This window comes from Sphingomonas fuzhouensis (genome assembly GCF_034659795.1).
Classification (GTDB): Bacteria; Pseudomonadota; Alphaproteobacteria; order Sphingomonadales; family Sphingomonadaceae; genus Sphingomonas; species Sphingomonas fuzhouensis.
In genome coordinates, this window is the sequence record NZ_JAXSQY010000004.1 from 162,355 (window position 1) to 181,530 (window position 19,176).

Consider the following 19,176-nt stretch of genomic DNA (forward strand, 5'->3'; position numbering starts at 1 on the left):
AGGGGCAGGGGCTTGGCGGAGCGCTGCGGGGCTTGGCGCCAGCCGCAGGACATCGCCCCTCCACCACGCCCTCCGGGCGCGGTCCCCCTCCCCATCGGAGATGGGGAGGATGGGGGTCACGAAGGCCGACCCCAGTCGGCAAGCGCGGCGAAGGCATTGCCGGGCCGTGCTTCGACACGCGGCGCAGGCCGGGCGGGCGGACGGCCCCGCCAGATCCAGCGGACAGGTTCACTCTCCCCACCCCGGATCTTGCGGAACCCCAGATCGCCCATCAGCCGGTCGAGCGTCGCCGCTTCCAACCCGATCGAGGTCGCCAGCGACGCGTCGGGGGTGAACGGCCCGCGCCCGGCCCGCGCATCATGCGCGGCGCGGGCAATGCGTTCGACCAGGTCGACCCGCACCGCCTGCTCGCCCAAAGGTCGATAGCCCGACGCGACACCGCGCCCCGGCTCGTCGCGGCGCAGGATGGTGGCGCCGGGCCGGGCGAGGTCGGGCGTCTGGCCCCACAGGGTCATCAGCGTGCGCCGCCACGTCGCGGCACCCGGCTTGAGCAATCGCGGATCGAACACATCCAGCGTGCCGATGGTGATGCCGAGTCCCCGCAACCGCCGCCGCTCCTCGGGCGACAGCGCATCGATCATCAGCCGCAGTGGCTGGCGCGGCACGATGCCGCCCGCATCCTCCAGCGCGGCGGCGACCGCGCGGATCGCCGGGGACGCCTTGGCCTCGCGCGCCAGCCCCGCCAGCCGGACGAGCGCGGGCAGTTGCCGGTCGAGCGAGCGGGTCAGCCATGCCTCCAGCCGCGCCTTCACCTTGTCGCGCAATGGCTGGGGCAGACAGTCGAGATCGCGCTCCAGCCGCACCACCGGCCGCCCGAGCGACGGCCCCGCGACCAGCCGCGCGACGCCATGCCCCTCCCAGATCAGCCGGTCCTCGACCAGCGTGATCGCGTCGTGCCCGGCGGCGATCAGCGCTTCGGCGCGGCGCGCACGTTCGGTGCCCAGCCGCTTTTCGGCGGCGGCGAGCAGCATCTTCTTGTCGTTGGCCCGCGCGCCCGCCTCGACGGTGAAGCGGAATCCCTCCAGCCGCCCGATCGGGTGATCCTCGACCAGCACCTCGCCCTCGGGCCCGATGGTGACGGGCAGCGCGCCCGCATCCGCGCCGATGCGGCGGATAAGGGCGGTGGTGCGCTTGTCGACGAACCGCTGGGTCAGGCTGGCATGGAGGCCGTCGGACAGCCGCTCCTCGATCTCGCGGGTGCGTTCGGCCCAGTGGCGCGGGTCGGCCAGCCAGTCGGCGCGCTGGGCGATATAGGCCCAGCTGCGGATCGCGGAGAGGCGGCCCGCCAGCGTCTCGACATCGCCCGCCATGCTGTCCAGACGCGCGATCTCGTCGGCAAACCATTGATGGGGGATATGGCCCAGCCCCTCGGACAGATGGCCGAACACGCGCGAGACGAAGCGGGCATGGGGATCGATGCCGACCTTGCGGAAATCGGGAATGCCGCACGCCGCCCAGAGCCGCGCGACCATGGCGGGCCGCCGCACCCGGTCGCGCACCCAGGGCTCGTCGGCCAGCCGCTTCAGCACCTGCAAATCGGTGGCGAGCGGTGCCGCGCGCAGCACGCCGGGTTCGGGCTTGCGCTCCAGGCTGGCGATCAGCGCGTCGATGCTCGACAGATCGGGATCGCCGTCACGCCAGTAGAGATGGTCGAGCCGGGGGAAGCGATGTTCCTCGATCGCCAGAACTTCCTCGGGCAGGAAGGAATCGGGGCCCTCCTCGGCCAGCGCGCCGAACGTGCCGTCGCGGTGGTGTCGCCCGGCACGCCCGGCGATCTGCGCCATTTCCGCAACGGTCAGGCGACGGTGACGGCGGCCGTCGAACTTGTGCAGCCCGGCGAAGGCGACATGCGCGACATCCATGTTCAGGCCCATGCCGATCGCATCGGTGGCGACGAGATAATCGACCTCGCCCGCCTGGAACATCTCGACCTGCGCATTGCGGGTGCGCGGGGACAGCGCGCCCATCACCACCGCCGCCCCGCCGCGCAGGCGCCGCAGCATCTCGGCCACCGCATAGACCTCCTCGGCTGAGAAGGCGACGATCGCCGAACGCTTGGGCAACCGGCTGATCTTCTTGGCGCCCGCATAGGTCAGGGTGGAGAAGCGGGGCCGCGCGATGACCTCCGCATCCGGGACCAGCGCGCGGATCATGGGTTTGAGCGCCTCGGACCCCAGTATCATCGTCTCGTCGCGGCCGCGCACATGCAGCAACCGATCGGTAAAGACATGACCGCGCTCCAGGTCGGCGCCCAGCTGCGCCTCGTCCAGCGCGACGAAGGCGACGTCGCGGTCGGGCATCGATTCGGCGGTGCACAGGAACCAGCGCGCATCGGGCGGCACGATCTTTTCCTCGCCCGTCACCAGCGCGACCTTGTCCGCGCCCTTCAATGCCACGACCCGGTCATAGACCTCGCGGGCGAGCAGGCGGAGGGGAAAGCCGATGATGCCGCTGCTATGCGCACACATCCGCTCGATCGCGAGGTGCGTCTTGCCGGTGTTGGTCGGCCCGAGAACGGCCGTCACGGCGCCCGATACGCGGCTTGTCATGGACCCTACATCGGGCTTCGTGCGCGCGGTTGCAACGGCATGAAGCAAGAGGTGCGCGGATCTTCGACATTCGGCCCGGTCCGGCCACGTCTTGCCGCAGCATCGGGGCGGCGGGGCGCAGCGGCTTTGACTTTGCGGGGGCGAACCGACACCGCAAAATCCTGTGCGCCGGGGGGAGATCGGCGACGCTGCTCGACGATTTCTACGGACGCGACGCTCTTCATGTTTCTTGCCACCGACGAAGCCTTCATCCTTTCCGGCGGAACCGCCGCGCGGCCGATCGGCGGCGTGCCGAGCCTGCCCATGGGACGTCTCGCGCGGTGGCGGATGGCGGTGCGCGAGATCGACTGGGTGCCCGATCTGGGGACCCAGATCGGCAGCCGCAGCTGGTGGCGCGGACTGGCGACCTGTTCGGCGCTCTGCGCCGCGACCATCGCGATGGCGCCCGGCTTTCACCGCCCGATCATCGGCCAGGCTCCGGCCCCGCTGACCGGCGAGGCGTGGAGCAATGCACGAGCGCAGGCCATCGCGCCGCTGGCATTGGGGGCGGATAGCGGACGGCGGCTGGCCGCGAACGACATGGTCGCGCATCTGGCCGAAGCGCCCGAACGGCCAATGGTCGAGCTGTCGGCGACGGTCGGCGCGGGCGACCGGCTGGACCGGGTGCTGCAACGCGCCGGGGTCGCCAAGGATCAGGCACGCGCCGCCGCCGATATGATCGCCCCGGTGACGGATGGCGAGGCCATCCCCTCGGGCACCCGCGTCGCGCTGACCCTGGGACGGCGACCCAGCCGCTCGGTCGCGCGACCGCTGGAGACGATGAAGCTGCGCGCGCGCTTCGACCTGGCGGTCACGCTGACCCGGACGCCGCAGGGGTTCGAGATGACGCAGGCCCCGATCGCGATCGACCGCACGCCGCTGCGCCTGCAAGGGCTGGCCGGATCGAGCCTGTACCGTTCGGTCCGCGCGGCGGGGGCCCCGGCCAAGGCGGTTGAGGCCTATATCAAGGCGCTGGCCGCACGCATGTCGGTCGGCCGTGACGTGAAGCGTTCCGACAGTTTCGACCTCATCATCGAGCGTGAGCGCGCCGCGACCGGCGAGACGCGGCTCGGCAAGCTGCTGTTCGCCGGGCTCGACCATGGCGGGCGCAAGGTCCAACTCGCCCGGCTGGCCGGGGACGAGGACGGCCAATGGTATGACGTCAACGGCCAGAGCGAACGGCGCGGCACGATGGGCATGCCGGTCGCAGGGCGGATCACCTCATCCTATGGCAAGCGGATGCACCCGATCCTGGGCTTGATGCGCATGCACAAGGGCACTGATATCGGCGCGCCTTATGGCACGCCGATCCATGCGATGATGGACGGGGTCGTCCGGTTCGCGGGGCGGTCGGGCGGCTATGGCAATTTCGTCAAGCTGGCGCATGCTGGCGGGATCGTCAGCGGTTACGGCCATATGAGCCGTTTCGCCGTCCGCTCTGGCGCGCATGTGAAACAGGGACAGGTGATCGGCTATGTCGGATCGACCGGCATGTCGACCGGCCCACACCTCCATTGGGAAGTGTGGAAGAACGGCGCGGTGGTGAATCCGCGCACGCTGAACCTGGCGAGCGTGGCGGTGCTGTCGGGCGCGAAGCTGCGGACCTTCCGGCGCGAAGTACAGGCTCTGCTGGCGGTCAGGCCGGGGCGGTAAGTCCGCTTACTTCCCCGCCGCGCGCCAGCGGCCGACCGTCTCGTTCAACACCCGGTTGCCGCCCGACGGATTGGCCCATAGCGTGGTGATCGACAGATCGTTGGACGAGGGGCGCTTATCCGCCTCCAGCGAATCGAAGCTCGCGCGCATCGGAAAACTCACGCCTTCGCCGCACAGGATCGCCTCGCGGTTGCGCAGCGCGGCGACGGTGTCGAGCAGGCCGCGCCCACCCTCTGGCATTGCCGAGCGGACCAGCGCCTGATCGCGTTCATTGTTCAGGCGCATGGCGATGATCGTGCCGCATTGCGACAACACCCCCTCGGCCAGGTCGGAGGGGCGCTGGGTGACGAGGCCCAGCGAGACGCCATATTTGCGCCCCTCCTTGGCGATGCGCGACAGGATGCGTCCCACCGCCGAATCGCGTTCGGCCTGTGCGGGGATGTAGCGATGCGCCTCTTCGCAGACCATCAGCACGGGGCGACGCTCGCCGGGATGCGACCAGATGGCATGGTCGAAGATCATCCGCGCCAGCATTGCGACGACGACGCTGGTCACGTCCGACGGTACGCCCGACACGTCGATGATCGAGATCGGCCGCCCGTCACCGGGTAGGCGCAGGATGCGGCCGAGAAAATCGGTCATCGTATCGGCGACCAGCATCCCGGAGAACAGGAAGGCATAGCGCGGATCGCCCTTCATCTCGTCGATCTTGGTCTTGATCCGCAGATAGGGCGCGGTGTCGCCCGCCCGTTCCAGCTTGCCCATCTCCTGGGTCAGCTGGGCGGTCAGGTCGGACAGCAGATAGGGGATGGGCGTGTCGACGGTGACGCGCGGCAGATCGGTGGCAGCGCGGTTGCGCATCCGTGCGGCCAGCAGGCATTTGGCGAGGATATCGACATCGGTCCGGCGATGCGCCGTCTCGGCGGAGAGCAGGATCTCGCAATGCTCCTCGAAATTCATCAACCAATAGGGCATGCGCAGATTGCCGACGTCATGGATCGCGCCTGTGTCGCCAAAGGCCTGGGCATATTCGCCATGCGGGTCGATCATCACGATATGGCCGAGCGGCGCCGATTCGCAGATACGGTGAAGGATCATCGCGGTCGCGGTCGACTTGCCGGTGCCGGTCGATCCCAGGATCGCGAAATGCCGCCCGAGCAGCGCATCGACCGCCAGCGTCGCCGGGACCGTGCGCGCCGGATGGACGGTGCCGATCGTGATCGTGGCCTCGGCGCGGTTGAGATGGATGCCCGCCAGCTCGGCATCGGTGATCGGGTGGATCGTCGCGCCGGGCAGGGGATAGGCGGTGACGCCGCGCCGAAAGTCATGCAACGCGCCTGTTTCGGGGTGGCATAGCCCCTCGCCCATCAGGTCGATCTCGGTGGTCAGCGCGGCAGCGTCGCTGGCGGGGTCGAGGGTCAGCGAGCGGACCGTACCGATGATCCAGCGGTCGCCGCGCTTCACCTTGACCGGCATCGCCACCTGGCCCGCCGCCGCCAGCACCGGGTCGGCCTCGCCCGCCAGCGCGGCCAGCGCCTCGCGATCCAGCACGATCCGCCCCGATGATCCGGCAATGGCGAGCAGCCAGCCGATGACCGGCGTGTCGATGGTGGGGCGGTCGGCAGACGGTTGGGAGGACATGGGGCGCGCCGTCATTCCATAGGAGGAGAGGGCCGGACGCTAGCGCGGGAACCTTAAGATTTACCGCCCCTATACCCGCCGCGCGATCCATCCGGCGGTCCAGCCGAGCAGGATCGACAGGGCGACCGCCGTCAGGCCATAGGGGATGGCGGCCTTGTCGGCGGCGCGCGCGACGAAGCGCTCGAACCCCGATTTGCGGATATCGATATCGCGCACGGCGGCGGCCAGCACACGGCCGTCGCGGATCAGGAAAGTCTCGGCGGTGAAGCGGCCCACGGGCACCCGCGCCGGAATGGTGACGCGGGCACGGTAGAGCACGTCGTCGGTGATCTCGACCGCGTGCGGTGCCTCGACATACAGGCCGCTGCGGCGGCGCTGGTCGACCAGCCCCTGCTGGAACCGGGCCTGGACATTGGCGGGCGCGGCGGAAGCGGGGGAGAGTTGCAGGCTGTCCAGCCCGAGTTCGTAGATGGCGCGGGTGCGATCGTCGACGATCCGCGCGATCGGCCGGGACGAGGCGATGGCGTAGAAGGACGGGGCCGATTGATAGCGCAGGCGCCCGGCATTGACCCATAGTCCGGCGATCTTCTCCTTCTCGCGGATCAGGATCGACTGGGTCGGGCCCTTGACCACGACGACGATGTCGGTCGGCTTGTCATCCTGGGGCGGGCGGCCACCGGGATAGAGGATCGCGCCGAACAGCAGCAGTTCGGCACCGGTGAAGCTGTAGGCGATCTGGATATCGCGTTGCGACACGTCGGGCACCAGCACCGGCTTGGCCTGTGCCATCAATAGCGGTGCGAACAACGCCAGGATGACGGCGGCGCGCTTCACAGCGGCTGGACCGTGAAGATTTCCTCAGGCCGCCACACCAGCCCCAGCAGGATGCGCAGGCCCACCAGCAGGACGATGACCGCCAACGCCAGGCGCAGATATTCGGGCTTGGCATTGGTGGCGAGCTTCGCGCCGACCTGTGCCCCGGTTACCGATCCCACCAAAAGCAATCCGGCCAGCACGATATCGACCGCCTTGGTGGTCGTCGCATGGACCATCGTGGCGGCGGCGGTGACGAACAGGGTCTGGAACAGCGAGGTGCCGAGCACGACATTGGTCGCCATGCCCAGGATATAGATCATCGCCGGGACCAGGATGAACCCACCGCCCACCCCGAGCAGGATCGTCAAAATGCCGGTGAAGAAGCCCAGCATCAACGGCGCCAGCGGCGAGATATAGAGGCCCGAGGCATAGAAGCGGGTGCGGAAGGGCAGGGCCGCGACGACCGGATGATGCCGCCGCCGTGCCGCCTTTTGCGGCCGTCCGCGCCGCTGCGCCAGGATCGCACTCGCCGCCTCGCGCGCCATCACCGATCCGATCCACCCCAGCATCAGCACATAGACGATGGCGATGACCGTATCGATCTGGCCGCTCGCCTGGAGCAGGCGGAAGATCCAGGCGCCCGCGAACGAGCCCACGACGCCGCCCGCGACCAGGACGCTGCCCATCTTCACGTCCACCCCGCCGCGCCGCCAATGCGCGGACACGCCCGAGACGCTGGCCCCGGTCACCTGGCTGGCGGCGGAAGCGGCGGCGACGGTCGGCGGAATGCCGTAGACGATCAGAAGTGGCGTGGTCAGAAACCCGCCGCCCACCCCGAACATTCCCGACAACAAGCCCACGCCCGCCCCCAGCGCGATGATGACGAGCGCATTGACCGACAGGTTGGCGATCGGAAGATACAGGTCCACGGTCGCGTTATAGACGCACGCGCCTTTCCGAACAGTGTCGAAGCGTCAGAAATCGCCCGCGATGGTGAGGGCGGGACCGGAATCGGGCGCCGCCCGTCCCGCCACCCGCTGCCGCCAGTCCAGGGACAGGCGGATATGGCGATCGACGACGGGTAGGGCGAGGCCCAGGGTCGGCCCGACATCCAGCCGCTGCGCATCCCGCTGCGCCCCGCCCCATAGCCCCAGACCCAGGTCGATCGCGGGTGTCAGCGCCGTACTGACCCGCGCCGCGCCGTCGGCAAAGGGCTCGATCTGATCCCGCGCCACCGCGCCGCCCTGGGCATAGGCGGTCACGCTGACACCTGGCGCGATGGGGCGGGGGCCGATTCCCGTCACGGCAAGCAGCGCCGTCCCGCCCGCTCCGGCATCCAGCGGTATCCGTTGTTCGACGATCAGCCGGATCGGAAGGTGGCGAGCGGGCTTCCAGTCGAGCCCCACCGCCATTTCGCGCCCCACGCCCTGCCATGGCGCCGATACACGAAGACTGGCCGACAGATCGCCATGCCGGTCGAGCCGCCGCAGCACCCGCACACCCGCTTGCGTCCCACCCAATTGGCCGCCGGGCAGCAGCGCACCGCCACCCTGACGCCCGACCCCCCAGACACTCACGCTCCATCGATCGGGAGGGACGGGTAGGGACGGCCAGGTCGGAAGGGGCGGCGGTGGAGGAGCGGGCGACAGGGGCGCATCAGGCATCGGCAACGGGGTCGGGACCGATGCTTCGATCCGCACGGCCGGTGGCGGGATGATCGGGGCCGATCGTGGGTCTGCCCGGTGTGAGGGCATCGGCAAGACCCGCATCGCAGCAAGGCGAACCGGGCTGGGGGTCGCGACCTGCGATGTGACCACCGTAGCGGGCGTGACCCTGGCCACGTCCAGTCCCGGCTCCGGTGGCAACAGGAAGGCGACACGCCCCATCGTCCACACCCCCAGCGTCGCCGCCAGAAATCGAAGCGGACGTCCGCTCACGGCTGGACCGAGACATCCGGAAAGACATGGCGGGTCTTGTCCCACACCACCGGCCGCCCGCGCAGGACGAGCAGATAGCGAATCATCGCCCGCGGTGCGGCGGCGAGCGCCACGAAATTCCCGACGACGAATCGCGGCAATGACCACAGGGCTTCGCGCGCGCCATAGGTCCGCCCGGTAAAGACCATCCGCACGCTCAACCGCCACCAGAGCAGCAGCGCGTTGACGGCGAACAACAGGCCCAAACCCGGATCGATCGGTGGCATTGCCACGCCGCCAATCTCATGCAGCAGGATCGCCGCCGCATCGGCGAACAACCCCAGATAGGCCGCCGCCAGCACCAGCATGGCCAGCGGCCCGCGCCGGTCGCGCAGCCGCCACCAATGATCGCCCAGCGCCAGCGGCCGTCCCCAGCCGGTGCGATCCCAGCCGATCAGCGCAATGCCGGTCATCCACCGCGCTTTCTGCCGAACCGCCGCGACCAGATCGGCGGGGAAGAAGGCGCGGACCGCGACGATCCCGCCTGCCTCGTCGGTCACGCGTGCGAACAGCCCTTCGCCGCCCAGTTCGGCGATGCGCAGGCCCAGCTCATAATCCTCGGTCAGGCTGGTCGCATCGAAGGGATCGCCGCCGCGCCGCTCGGCGATCTCGGCCAGCATGGCGGGCGCGATCGCACAGCCGGTGCCCGCCAGCGGCATGCCCGCGCCGATCCAGGTTCGCACGATCAACTGCTTGCGGTGGCTTTCCGCGAACTCGTCCGCATAGTGCCCCGACACGAGCCGCGATCCCGGCACGACCAGCGGCAGCACGGGCAGCTGCACCACCGCCCGCCCTTCGATCAGCGAGTCGAAGACGGTCAGTTCGGCGGGGTGCACGACATCTTCCGCATCGTGCAGGACGATCCCCTTGACCGAAAACCCTTCCGCCGACCGGTCGTGGTCGAGGGCGTGCCACAGAGTGTTGAGACAATCCGCCTTGGTCGTGGGGCCTTCACGGCCGCCGATGACCAGCCGCACGCGGTCGTCCGTTTCCGCTACATCCGCCGCCGCCGCGATGCTCGCCGGATCATTGGGATAGAGCCCGACATAAAGCCGATAATCGTCATGCACGAACCGCCGCAGGGCGGTCGACAGCATCGCGCCGATCACCTCCGCTTCGTCCCAGGCGGGAATGAAGACGATCATGCGTCCCGGCGTACTCGGCGCCCGCAACTGGTCGAGGCGTATCTGGCCCCTGCGACCCGCCCGAACACGCCGCGCCAGATAAAGAAGGTCGACCAACAGATCGTCGAGCCCACCGATCAGCAATCCCGCACCCGCGAACAGCAACAGCTCGCGCGCGGCGATGTCGATCCCCCCGATGATCCCGCCCATCCGGCAATCTCCCCTTTGCCGGGGATCAGCTTGCCTGTCCAAAATGGCGGTTTCAACGGCGGTAATAGCCCTTTTTGGCACGATGGCCGCCATGATACGGATCATGTTTGACCATATCTTTGATTTCGTTGGCGAATGCAGAGCTATGGTTGCACCCTCTGCTGCGCTGCAACATATGGGGTCCGAAAGGAATCTTCCATGGCCCGGACATTTCCCCCCGGCATCGTTCATACCGCATTGGCGGTGGGCGGCTTTGCGATCGGCACGACCGAGTTCGCCGCGATGAGCCTGGAGCCCGATCTCGCGCGCGGGCTGGGTATCGATGCGCCGACGGCGGGACATGTCATCAGCGCCTATGCGCTGGGTGTGGTGGTGGGCGCGCCGCTGCTCGCGATACTGTCGGCCAAGCTGGCGCGGCGGACATTGCTGATCGCGCTGATGCTGATGTTCGCGATCGGCAATGGCCTGTCGGCGATGGCGCCCGATTATCACTGGATGCTGGTCTTCCGCTTTCTCAGCGGGTTGCCGCACGGGGCCTATTTCGGGATCGCGGCGCTGGTGGCCGCCTCGCTCGTTCCCGATGACCGACGGACCATGGCGGTCGGGCGAATCATGCTGGGGCTGACGGTCGCGACGGTGATCGGCGTGCCGCTGGCGCAGATGCTGGGCCAGTGGCTCAACTGGCGTTGGGTGTTCGGGGTCGTCGCCGCGCTGGCGCTGCTGACCGCGACCTTGGTCTGGATCGCCGCGCCGCATGATCGGCCCGACGACGGCGCGAGCATTCGCCGCGAACTGGATGCGCTGAGCAAGGGGCAGGTGTGGTTGACGCTGGCGATCGGCGCGATCGGCTTTGGCGGGATGTTTGCGGTCTATACCTATCTGGCGGCCACGCTGACCGAGGTGACGGGCGCGTCGGTGACGATGATCCCGCTCGTGCTGGCCGTGTTCGGGCTGGGCATGACGATCGGCAATATCGTGGTCCCGCGCTTCGCCGACCGCGCGCTGATGCCGACCGCCGGGGGGCTGCTGCTCTGGTCGGCGGCGATGCTGGCGCTCTATCCGCTGGCCGCGCAGAGCCTGTGGACGATCCTGCCCCTCGTCTTTGCGATCGGGCTGGGCGGGGCGCTGGGCACCGTGCTTCAGACGCGGTTGATGGACGTGGCGGGTGAGGGGCAGGGGCTGGCCGCCGCGCTCAACCATTCGGCATTCAACACCGCCAATGCGATCGGTCCCTGGGCGGGCGGCCTGGCCATTGCCAACGGCTTTGGCTGGACCTCGACCGGCTATGTCGGCTGTGGATTGGCGCTGGGCGGGTTCGCGATCTGGCTGATCGCGATGCGATTCGGGGGGACGAGCGGGCCAGCGGATCGCGCGAATCGCCCGGTGCTGTCGCACTGAGGCTTTTTGTTGGTTCGCGCAGAGGCGCAGAGCGCGCGGAGGAGAAGAAACCTTCTCTGCGTCCTCCGCGCCTCTGCGCGAACAAGTATCAGACCTTCTCGGTCAGCTCCGGGACCACGGTGAACAGGTCGCCGACCAGGCCGATATCGGCCACCTGGAAGATCGGCGCATCCTCGTCCTTGTTGATCGCGACGATGACCTTGGAGTCCTTCATCCCCGCCAGATGCTGGATCGCGCCCGAGATGCCGACCGCGACATAGACTTCCGGCGCCACGATCTTGCCGGTCTGGCCGACCTGATAGTCGTTGGGGGCATAACCCGCATCGACCGCCGCGCGGCTTGCACCCACCGCCGCGCCCAGCTTGTCAGCGAGCGGGTCGATCAGCGCATGGAACTGCTCCTCCGACCCCAGTGCACGGCCGCCCGAAACGATGATCTTGGCGCTGGTCAGCTCGGGGCGGGCATTCTCGGCCTTTTCCGCGCCCACGAAGCGGGACTTGGCGGCATCGCCGGTGGCGGCGACCGCCTCGACCACGCCCGAGCCACCCTCGGCCGCCGCCTTTTCGAAGGCGGTGGTGCGGACGGTCAGGACGAGCTTGGTGTCGCTGGTCTTGACGGTCGCGATGGCGTTGCCCGCATAGATGGGCCGGGTGAAGCTGTCCGGCCCCTCGACCGACAATATGTCGCTGATCTGCATCACGTCGATCAGCGCGGCAACGCGCGGGGCGATATTCTTGCCGGTGGTGGTCGACGGCGCGAGGAAGGCGTCGTGGTTTTCCATTAGTTTCGCCACCAGCGGGGCGACGTTTTCGGCCAGCGCGTTGGCGTACGCCGCGTCGTCGGCGACATGGACCTTGCCTACGCCCGCGATCTTCGCCGCCGTCTGGGCGACACCGTCCACGCCCTGCCCGGCGACGATCAGATGCACCTCGCCCAGCTTCGACGCCGCCGTGACGGTCGCCAGCGTGGCATCCTTGACGGACCCGCCGTCATGCTCGACCCAAACCAGCGTCTTCACTTGGCCACTCCCAGTGCTTTCAGTTTCTCGACCAACTCGTCGACCGAGCCGACCTTGACGCCTGCCTGGCGCTTGCCCGGCTCGGCGACATGGGTGATCGTCAGGCGCGGCGCGATGTCGACGCCGTAGTCGGCGGCGGCCTTGGTCGCCATCGGCTTGGACTTGGCCTTCATGATGTTGGGGAGCGACGCATAGCGCGGCTCGTTAAGACGCAGGTCGGTGGTGACGATCGCGGGCAGCGTGAGCGCCACCGTCTCCAGGCCCCCATCGACCTCGCGGGTGACGTTGGCGGTCTGGCCGTCGATCTCGACCTTGGACGCGAAGGTCCCCTGCGCCCAGCCGAGCAGCCCGGCCAGCATCTGGCCGGTCTGGTTGTTATCGCCGTCGATCGCCTGCTTGCCCAGGATCACGAGGCCCGGCTGTTCCTCCTCGACCACCTTGGCCAGCAGCTTGGCGACGCCGAGCGGTTCGACCGGCTGGTCGGCGGTGATCAGGATCGCCCGGTCCGCGCCCATGGCGAGCGCGGTGCGCAGCGTGTCCGCCGCCTTGGGCTCGCCGATGGAGACGACGACCACTTCGGTCGCCGCCCCCTTTTCCTTCAGCCGGATCGCCTCTTCGACCGCGATCTCGTCGAACGGGTTCATCGACATCTTCACGTTCGCCAGATCGACGCCCGTCCCGTCCGCCTTCACCCGCGGCTTCACATTATAATCCAACACCCGCTTTACGGGCACGACGATCTTCATCGCAGGTCCTTCCCGGCTGAACAGCCAAACATGCCGCCGTCTTTGGCGGCGTTGCGAGCGCATCGCAAGACTTCCACCTAGACCAACGAGAAAGGGGCCCGGACGTTTCCGCCCGAGCCCCTTTTATCATCGATCCGTCAGGGCCGAAGGTGCGGTTTAGGCGACCTTCTGCACCTCGGCCACGATCTTCTTGGCGGCGTCGCCCAGATCGTTGGCGGGGACGATGGCGAGACCCGAATTGGCGAGGATTTCCTTGCCCTTCTCGACGTTCGTGCCTTCGAGGCGGACGACCAGCGGAACCTGGAGGTTCACTTCCTTCGCCGCTGCGACGATGCCGTCGGCGATGATGTCGCAGCGCATGATGCCGCCGAAGATGTTGACCAGGATGCCCTTCACGGCGGGATCGCTCAGGATGATCTTGAACGCCGCGGTGACCTTCTCCTTGTTCGCGCCGCCGCCGACGTCGAGGAAGTTGGCCGGGAACATGCCGTTCAGCTTGATGATGTCCATCGTCGCCATGGCGAGGCCGGCGCCGTTGACCATGCAGCCGATGTCACCGTCGAGCTTGATGTACGCCAGGTCGTACTTCGACGCCTCCAGCTCCATCGCGTCTTCTTCGGTGGTGTCGCGCAGTTCCATCAGGTCCTTGTGACGGAACATGGCGTTGCCGTCGAAGCCGACCTTGGCGTCGAGCACCATCAGCTTGCCGTCCTCGGTGACGGCGAGCGGGTTGATCTCGATCTGCTCGGCATCGGTGCCCAGGAACGCGGCGTACAGCTTCGACGCGACGTTCGCAGCCTGCTTGGCGAGGTCGCCGGTCAACTCGAGCGCGGCGGCGACGGCGCGGCCGTGATGCGGCATGAAGCCGGTCGCGGTGTCGATGTCGATCGAGTGGATCTTCTCGGGCGTGTCATGCGCCACGGTCTCGATGTCCATGCCGCCTTCGGTCGAGGCGACCATCGAGACGCGGCCGGTCGCGCGGTTGACGAGCAGCGCGAGGTAGAATTCCTTGGCGATGTCGACGCCGTCGGTCACGTACAGGCGGTTGACCTGCTTGCCCGCGTCGCCGGTCTGGATGGTGACCAGCGTGTTGCCCAGCATGTCGGTGGCGTGCGCACGGACTTCCTCGGCGGTCTTGGCCAGACGGACACCGCCCTTGGCGTCGGGACCGAGTTCCTTGAACTTGCCCTTGCCGCGGCCGCCCGCATGAATCTGCGCCTTGACGACGTAGAGCGGTCCGGGGAGCTTGGACGATGCCTCGACGGCCTCCTCGACGGTCATCGCGGCGAAGCCGGCGGGGACGGGCACGCCGAACTTGGCGAGCAATTCCTTGGCCTGATATTCGTGGATGTTCATGCGCTAGCCTTCCGCCTCTCGGGTGGTTCTAGGGAAATTGGGTGCGGCTAAAGCACAGGCTGGCGGACAAATCCACCCCGAAACGGCGTTAATGCAAATGCATCGCAGATGCGATTGACGCGTGGTCAAGCCGTTCGATCGAGACGATGAACGGAATAACGCGCAAAATCATCACCGATGCGCTATAGCAAGCCCATGCACTGGGCTTTCGGCATTCTCCTGTTTCTCGGCACCGTGATCTTCATGGAGGGGTTCGCCTATGCCGCACACCGTTGGATCATGCACGGGCCGGGCTGGTTCCTGCACGAAAGCCACCATCGGCCGCGCACCGGCAATTGGGAACTGAACGACCTCTATGCCGCGATCTTCGCGGTGCCGTCCTTCGTGATGATCCTGGGCGGCGCGCAGCTGGGCTGGTGGAGCGGCTTCACCTGGATCGGCGCGGGCATCGCGGCCTATGGCGCGATCTATTTCGGCTTTCACGACGTGATCGTGCACAAACGCCTGCCGAGCCGTTATCTGCCCAAGTCGGATTATATGAAGCGGATCATCCAGGCGCACCGATTGCACCATGTCGTGGAAACCAAGCACGGCACGGTCAGTTTCGGCTTTCTGGTCGCGCCTCGGCCTGAAAATCTGAAGGCCGAACTGAAGCGGCGGGCCCGCGCCGGGGTGCGTCGTCCGGTCGGGGCGGCGCCCGATCGGGTCGATCAGCCCGACCGGAATGCCGTGTTGGCAGAAAAGTAACCTTCTTTGGCCATAGGGGACGCGTCATGGAAAAACCGGTCTTCACACCGCCTTTCGAACCCGTCTCCGGCCAGGAGCTTCGTCGTTCGCTGCGCCATGCCGTGCGGATGCGGGCGCATCTGCGCGACAAGGGGCAGACGCGGTTCGAGATCGACGTGGTCGACCTGTCGCCCGAGGGCTTTCGGGCGGAAACCAGCTTCACCTTGTGGCCGGGCACCATCGTCTGGCTGACCGTGCCGGGCCTCGCCCCGCTGGAGGCGGTGATCGCGTGGCGTGACCGGTTCAAATATGGCTGCGCCTTTTCCAAGCCGCTCCACCCGGCGGTGTTCGAGCATATCGTCGCGCTGGGGAATCGCTGACATTTCGTCATTGCGCGCGTAGCGAAGCAATCCAAAGCGTCCGGCGCGAGACTCTTGGATTGCTTCGCTGCGCTCGCAATGACGGTTGTTTGAAGGCCCCACCCGGATCGAGCAGAGCCTTTGTGGCTTAGTCGAACAAGCTCGACACGCTCGTCTCGTCGGCGATGCGCTTGATCGCCTCGCCCAGCAGCGGGGCGATGGGCAGGTGGCGAATCTTGCCGGTGCCGCTGATCGACTCGTGATTGCCGATCGAGTCGGTGATGACCAGCTCGCGCAGTTCCGAGCCATCGACCCGCGCCACCGCACCCCCCGACAACACGCCGTGGGTGACATAGGCGACCACGTCCTCGGCGCCTGCCTGGCGCAGCGCGGCGGCGGCGTTGCACAGCGTGCCCGCCGAGTCGACGATATCGTCGATCAGGATGCAGAAGCGGCCTTCCACGTCACCGATGATGTTCATCACCTCCGACTCGCCCGCCCGCTCGCGGCGCTTGTCGACAATGGCGAGCGGCGCGTTGTTCAGGCGCTTGGCCAGCTGGCGCGCGCGGACCACGCCGCCGACGTCGGGCGACACGACCATGAGATTGTCGTTCTTGAACCGTGCGAGAATGTCCGCCGACATGACCGGCGCGGCATAGAGATTGTCGGTCGGGATATCGAAGAATCCCTGAATCTGACCGGCATGGAGGTCGACCGACAGGACACGATCGGCGCCCGCGACGGTGATCAGGTTGGCGACCAGCTTGGCCGAGATCGGCGTGCGCGGCCCCGGCTTCCGATCCTGGCGCGCATAGCCGAAATAGGGGATGACCGCGGTGATGCGGCTGGCCGACGCGCGCTTCAGCGCGTCGATCATGATGAGGAGTTCCATGAGGTTGTCGTTGACCGGATAGCCGGTCGACTGGATCACGAACACGTCCTCGCCGCGGACGTTCTCCTGAATCTCGACGAAGATTTCCTCATCGGCGAAGCGGCGCACCAGCGCCTCGGTCAGCGGCACCTCCAGATAGGAGGAGATCGCCTTCGCCAGCGGCAGGTTCGAATTGCCGGTCATCAACTTCATGGTCATACCCCGTCCCCGCAGACAGCCCAGTGATGCCCGCCCCCTTAATCGCGCTGTCACAATAGCGCAAAGCCGATTCCCCGATTATGGCGTGCGCCCATGAACGCGACCTCCGTGACCCGTTTCGCTCCCTCGCCCACCGGGCGTCTGCATGTCGGCAATATCCGCACCGCGCTGCACAACTGGATATATGCGCAAAAGGCCGGCGGGCGCTTCCTGCTGCGCATCGACGACACCGATGCCGAGCGGAGCGAGGAACGCTATGTCGAGGCGATCCGGGCGGATTTGGCCTGGCTGGGCCTGATCCCCGATAGCGAGGTGCGCCAGTCGCAGCGTTTCGCGCTGTACGAGGCGCGCTTTGCGGAGCTGGTCGCGGGCGGCCATGTCTATCCCGCCTATGAGACGGCGCAGGAACTCGACCTGAAGCGCAAGATTCAGCTCGGGCGGGGCCTGCCGCCGGTCTATGATCGCGCCGCGCTGGCCTTGACCGACGAAGACCGCGCCAAGCTGGACGCCGACGGCGTGCGCCCGCACTGGCGATTCAAGCTCGACCACGGGGCACCGATCGAATGGGATGATGCGGTGCGCGGGGCCCAGCGTTTCGACCCCGCGACGATGAGCGATCCGGTGATCCGCCGCGCCGACGGGACGTGGCTCTATATGCTCCCCTCGGTCATCGATGACATCGACATGGGCGTGACCCAGGTGGTGCGGGGTGAGGATCATGTTTCCAACACCGCGCTCCAGATTCAGATGTTCCAGGCCTTGGGCGCCGCATTGCCGCGCTTCGCCCATGCCGCGCTGCTGACCGGGAACGAGGGCAAGCTGTCCAAGCGACTCGGCTCGCTCGGCGTCGATCATTTCCGCGAGATCGGCATCGAGCCACAGGCCGTGCGAGCGCTGCTGGCGCGGATCGGGACCAGCGATCCGGTCGAGCCGGTTGCCGATATGGCGCCGCTGATCGCCGGGTTCGATTTCACCCGCTTCGGCCGCGCGCCCGCGCGATTCGACGAGGGCGAGCTGGCGCAGTTGAACGCCCGCATCCTTCATCAGACGCCATATGACGCGGTGGCCGATCGCCTGCCGACCGGCATGGGTGCGGCCGAGTGGAAGGCGGTGCGCCCGAACCTCTCGACCGTCGCGGAAGCCGCCGACTGGTGGCAGGTGATCGAGGGACCGGTTGAGGCGCCTGAACCGACCGAGGACGACCGCGCCTATCTCGCCCAGGCGGCTGCGGTCGCCGCGCAGATCGACTGGGACACCGACCCCTGGCATGCGCTGACCGCCGCGCTGAAGGAGGCGACGGGGCGTAAGGGCAAGACGCTGTTCCTGCCGCTGCGACTCGCCCTGACCGGCCGTGCACAGGGGCCGGACATGGCCGCGCTGCTGCCGCTGATCGGGCGCGAACGCACGATCGCGCGGCTGAACGGCTGATTTACGCTACGGCCTTTCATTACCGGACCGCCTCGCCCACATAGGGTCGAGCAACACGTAAAGGAGCGTCTTTTGGCCACGTTGGGAATGTCGCCCGCCGACAAGGAAGCCGTCACCGCCTTCCGCCGCGATGTCGTCGAGCCGTCGATGACCAAGCTGGTCATCCTCGATTTCTGGGCGGAATGGTGCGGGCCGTGCAAGGCGCTGGGCCCGACGCTGGAGAAGGTCGCCGAGGCCTATGCCGACAAGGGCGTCGTGCTGGCCAAGATCGACACCGACAAGAACCAGTTCATCGCCAACCAATTCCAGATCCGCTCGATCCCGACCGTCTATGCGATGTTCCAGGGCCAGCTGGTCGCCGACCTGACCAGCGCGCGCACCGAAAGCGCGCTGCGCACGATGCTCGACCAGTTGCTGAAGCAACTGCCGATCCAGTCGGAGGCGGCGGATGCGGCGGCCGAGCTGGAACCGCTGATCGCGATGGGCGAAGAGGTGCTGGAGGCGGGCGACGCGCCCCGCGCGCTGTCGATCTTCGACCAGCTGCTCGACATGGCGCCCGAGCATCCCGCCGTGCTGTCGGGTCGCATCCGCGCGCTACTCGCCGCCGGACAAGTGGACGAGGCGGAAGCCGCGACCCAGGCGCTGCCCGAGGCGCTGGCGAACGACCCCGCCATCCACCGCGCGGTCGCTGCCGTTGCACTGGCCCGTTCCGCCCCCCCGGCGGCGGACTATGCCGATCTGGCGGCCGAGGTCGCGGCCAATCCCGACGATCACGAAAAGCGGTTCGCGCTGGCGAATGCGCAGATGGCGGCGGGCGACCGTGACGGGGCGGCGGACAATCTGCTCCATATCGTCGCCGCCGACCGCGCCTGGAACGAGGATGCCGCGCGCCAGCAGCTCCTGAAGCTGTTCGAGGTGGTCGGCCTGACCGACCCCTGGGTCTCGCAGCAGCGGCGGCGTCTGTCCGCCATCCTGTTCGGATAAGCG

At 67.7% G+C, this 19,176-nt stretch carries 16 protein-coding genes; 6 read left to right on the plus strand and 10 right to left on the minus strand.

The annotated features are described in order from the left end of the window. Window positions 1–116 precede the first annotated feature (116 nt). Window positions 117–2,609, minus strand: a complete 2,493-nt coding sequence (locus tag U1H82_RS10760) for a helicase-related protein (RefSeq protein ID WP_322964918.1) — start codon at window positions 2,607–2,609, stop codon at window positions 117–119. 222 nt (window positions 2,610–2,831) lie between these two features. Between U1H82_RS10760 and U1H82_RS10765 the strand changes: the two genes are divergently transcribed. Beyond that, window positions 2,832–4,301, plus strand: coding sequence for a M23 family metallopeptidase (locus U1H82_RS10765; protein ID WP_322964919.1), 1,470 nt, complete (start codon window positions 2,832–2,834; stop codon window positions 4,299–4,301). 6 nt (window positions 4,302–4,307) lie between these two features. Here U1H82_RS10765 and U1H82_RS10770 read toward each other — a convergent pair whose 3' ends face one another. The 5 genes from U1H82_RS10770 to U1H82_RS10790 form a co-directional block, all read right to left on the minus strand. Beyond that, the gene (locus tag U1H82_RS10770; RefSeq protein WP_322964920.1) at window positions 4,308–5,942 is read right to left on the minus strand and encodes an ATP-binding protein; all 1,635 of its coding nucleotides are present in this window, start codon (window positions 5,940–5,942) and stop codon (window positions 4,308–4,310) included. A gap of 69 nt (window positions 5,943–6,011) precedes the next feature. Beyond that, entirely contained in the window at window positions 6,012–6,731 is a 720-nt protein-coding gene (locus U1H82_RS10775; protein ID WP_375339524.1) for a TIGR02186 family protein, read from the minus strand. Window positions 6,732–6,772: 41 nt separating this feature from the next. Further along, entirely contained in the window at window positions 6,773–7,687 is a 915-nt protein-coding gene (locus tag U1H82_RS10780) for a sulfite exporter TauE/SafE family protein (protein ID WP_322964922.1), read from the minus strand. Window positions 7,688–7,732: 45 nt separating this feature from the next. Further along, on the minus strand, window positions 7,733–8,335 hold the full coding sequence (locus tag U1H82_RS10785) for a hypothetical protein (protein ID WP_322964923.1): 603 nt from the start codon (window positions 8,333–8,335) through the stop codon (window positions 7,733–7,735). A 356-nt stretch (window positions 8,336–8,691) separates the two neighbouring features. Then, on the minus strand, window positions 8,692–10,068 hold the full coding sequence (locus U1H82_RS10790) for a glycosyl transferase family protein (protein WP_322964924.1): 1,377 nt from the start codon (window positions 10,066–10,068) through the stop codon (window positions 8,692–8,694). Window positions 10,069–10,266: 198 nt separating this feature from the next. On the opposite strand from U1H82_RS10790, the gene U1H82_RS10795 reads away from it, so the two are divergent. Beyond that, complete coding sequence (locus U1H82_RS10795; RefSeq protein ID WP_322964926.1) at window positions 10,267–11,466, plus strand: MFS transporter; 1,200 nt, start codon at window positions 10,267–10,269, stop codon at window positions 11,464–11,466. Between the two features lie 88 nt (window positions 11,467–11,554). Here the strand turns inward: U1H82_RS10795 and U1H82_RS10800 are convergent, their stop codons facing one another. The 3 genes from U1H82_RS10800 to sucC all read right to left on the minus strand — a co-directional run bounded on the left by U1H82_RS10800 (window position 11,555) and on the right by sucC (window position 14,586). Beyond that, on the minus strand, window positions 11,555–12,484 hold the full coding sequence (locus U1H82_RS10800; RefSeq protein WP_322964927.1) for an electron transfer flavoprotein subunit alpha/FixB family protein: 930 nt from the start codon (window positions 12,482–12,484) through the stop codon (window positions 11,555–11,557). Next, window positions 12,481–13,230, minus strand: coding sequence for an electron transfer flavoprotein subunit beta/FixA family protein (locus tag U1H82_RS10805; RefSeq protein ID WP_322964928.1), 750 nt, complete (start codon window positions 13,228–13,230; stop codon window positions 12,481–12,483). The genes U1H82_RS10800 and U1H82_RS10805 overlap by 4 nt, the downstream gene beginning before the upstream one ends. Before the next feature lie 156 nt (window positions 13,231–13,386). Then, window positions 13,387–14,586 carry an ADP-forming succinate--CoA ligase subunit beta gene (sucC, locus tag U1H82_RS10810; RefSeq protein ID WP_322964929.1) on the minus strand — a complete coding sequence of 400 codons (1,200 nt, stop codon included), beginning with the start codon at window positions 14,584–14,586 and terminating at the stop codon, window positions 13,387–13,389. Between the two features lie 195 nt (window positions 14,587–14,781). On the opposite strand from sucC, the gene U1H82_RS10815 reads away from it, so the two are divergent. Together U1H82_RS10815 and U1H82_RS10820 are read left to right on the plus strand one after the other, a co-directional pair. After that, window positions 14,782–15,333 carry a sterol desaturase family protein gene (locus U1H82_RS10815; protein WP_322964930.1) on the plus strand — a complete coding sequence of 184 codons (552 nt, stop codon included), beginning with the start codon at window positions 14,782–14,784 and terminating at the stop codon, window positions 15,331–15,333. Window positions 15,334–15,359: 26 nt separating this feature from the next. Next, complete coding sequence (locus tag U1H82_RS10820) at window positions 15,360–15,692, plus strand: pilus assembly protein PilZ (protein ID WP_322964931.1); 333 nt, start codon at window positions 15,360–15,362, stop codon at window positions 15,690–15,692. Window positions 15,693–15,819: 127 nt separating this feature from the next. On the opposite strand, the gene U1H82_RS10825 is transcribed toward U1H82_RS10820, so the two are convergent. Continuing rightward, a complete protein-coding gene (locus tag U1H82_RS10825) occupies window positions 15,820–16,755 on the minus strand; it encodes a ribose-phosphate pyrophosphokinase (RefSeq protein WP_058744857.1) in 936 nt (311 codons plus the stop codon). 99 nt (window positions 16,756–16,854) lie between these two features. On the opposite strand from U1H82_RS10825, the gene gltX reads away from it, so the two are divergent. Further along, the gene (gene gltX / locus U1H82_RS10830; RefSeq protein ID WP_322964932.1) at window positions 16,855–18,189 is read left to right on the plus strand and encodes a glutamate--tRNA ligase; all 1,335 of its coding nucleotides are present in this window, start codon (window positions 16,855–16,857) and stop codon (window positions 18,187–18,189) included. Between the two features lie 87 nt (window positions 18,190–18,276). Beyond that, on the plus strand, window positions 18,277–19,173 hold the full coding sequence (locus U1H82_RS10835; RefSeq protein ID WP_322965079.1) for a tetratricopeptide repeat protein: 897 nt from the start codon (window positions 18,277–18,279) through the stop codon (window positions 19,171–19,173). The last annotated feature ends 3 nt before the right edge of the window (window positions 19,174–19,176 follow it).

Bases quoted from the DNA above. Each gene is read 5' to 3' on its own strand.
- U1H82_RS10815 (WP_322964930.1), top strand. From the start codon at position 14,782: ATGCACTGGGCTTTCGGCATTCTCCTGTTTCTCGGCACCGTGATCTTC.
- U1H82_RS10805 (WP_322964928.1), bottom strand. From the start codon at position 13,230: ATGAAGATCGTCGTGCCCGTAAAGCGGGTGTTGGATTATAATGTGAAG.
- U1H82_RS10775 (WP_375339524.1), bottom strand. From the start codon at position 6,731: ATGGCACAGGCCAAGCCGGTGCTGGTGCCCGACGTGTCGCAACGCGAT.
- U1H82_RS10790 (WP_322964924.1), bottom strand. From the start codon at position 10,068: ATGGGCGGGATCATCGGGGGGATCGACATCGCCGCGCGCGAGCTGTTG.
- U1H82_RS10765 (WP_322964919.1), top strand. From the start codon at position 2,832: ATGTTTCTTGCCACCGACGAAGCCTTCATCCTTTCCGGCGGAACCGCC.
- U1H82_RS10835 (WP_322965079.1), top strand. From the start codon at position 18,277: ATGTCGCCCGCCGACAAGGAAGCCGTCACCGCCTTCCGCCGCGATGTC.
- U1H82_RS10795 (WP_322964926.1), top strand. From the start codon at position 10,267: ATGGCCCGGACATTTCCCCCCGGCATCGTTCATACCGCATTGGCGGTG.
- U1H82_RS10820 (WP_322964931.1), top strand. From the start codon at position 15,360: ATGGAAAAACCGGTCTTCACACCGCCTTTCGAACCCGTCTCCGGCCAG.
- U1H82_RS10760 (WP_322964918.1), bottom strand. From the start codon at position 2,609: ATGACAAGCCGCGTATCGGGCGCCGTGACGGCCGTTCTCGGGCCGACC.
- U1H82_RS10825 (WP_058744857.1), bottom strand. From the start codon at position 16,755: ATGAAGTTGATGACCGGCAATTCGAACCTGCCGCTGGCGAAGGCGATC.
- sucC (WP_322964929.1), bottom strand. From the start codon at position 14,586: ATGAACATCCACGAATATCAGGCCAAGGAATTGCTCGCCAAGTTCGGC.
- U1H82_RS10770 (WP_322964920.1), bottom strand. From the start codon at position 5,942: ATGTCCTCCCAACCGTCTGCCGACCGCCCCACCATCGACACGCCGGTC.
- gltX (WP_322964932.1), top strand. From the start codon at position 16,855: ATGAACGCGACCTCCGTGACCCGTTTCGCTCCCTCGCCCACCGGGCGT.